The following is a 614-nucleotide window of genomic DNA, read 5'->3' on the forward strand; positions in this document are numbered from 1 at the left end:
TTTGGCGCTCAATATTTCTTTGATTTGTTTCATTTCAAGAACACTCAAATCGTCCAATGTGTCTAAAATTTTTGGGGCAGGCACTAAATTTTTAAGCACAATATCGCCCAGTTGGTTTCTTTGCATGGTCGCAAAATAAGGCTGATTGATTTTTAATTCCTGTTCGCTTTTGGTGGGGATAATCCTATTACCCACTTGCAAAAGGAAAAGATCTTTATCTTGTTTTTCTAAAACCTTTAAAAGAATGGGTAAGGTAGCGTTAAAATGGTGTGCGGCGTTTTTGGAATGAAGAGCGTTAAGCTGGTTTATGGCGTTTAGGGCTTCTAGCATTAAAGGGCGTTGTCTTTGATAAAATCAAGGATTTTAAAGCTCGCTTCTAATTTGTTCATAGAAGGGATTTTTTGGGTTTTGTGATGGCTAAAAAGCCACAATTCATTCTCTAATGAGCCAAAAGGGCGTGAATCTTTAATGAGATTCAAAGCAACCATGGAGCAATCCTTGCCGTTATCTTTAAAAGGTTTTAAAAGATTTTGAGCGTTTTTGATGGCGTTTTGTTGATCGTCTTCGGCTTTAAAACCGATTTTAACGAATTGATTAGGATTGACAGAAGCCAG

Annotated in this window: 2 protein-coding genes; both read right to left on the bottom strand. The window is 37.0% G+C overall.

What is annotated here, in order from left to right:
• Positions 1-330 (bottom strand): hypothetical protein (locus tag IEY73_RS34685; protein WP_229716445.1); only part of this gene is annotated, 330 nt, incomplete at its 3' end.
• A partial coding sequence (locus IEY73_RS34690) for a phosphopantothenoylcysteine decarboxylase domain-containing protein (protein ID WP_229716447.1) occupies positions 330-614 on the bottom strand: 285 nt, incomplete at its 5' end. The genes IEY73_RS34690 and IEY73_RS34685, both read right to left, overlap by 1 nt.

The organism is Mangrovihabitans endophyticus (genome assembly GCF_014646155.1).
In the GTDB taxonomy this organism is placed as follows: domain Bacteria; phylum Actinomycetota; class Actinomycetes; order Mycobacteriales; family Micromonosporaceae; genus Actinoplanes; species Actinoplanes endophyticus.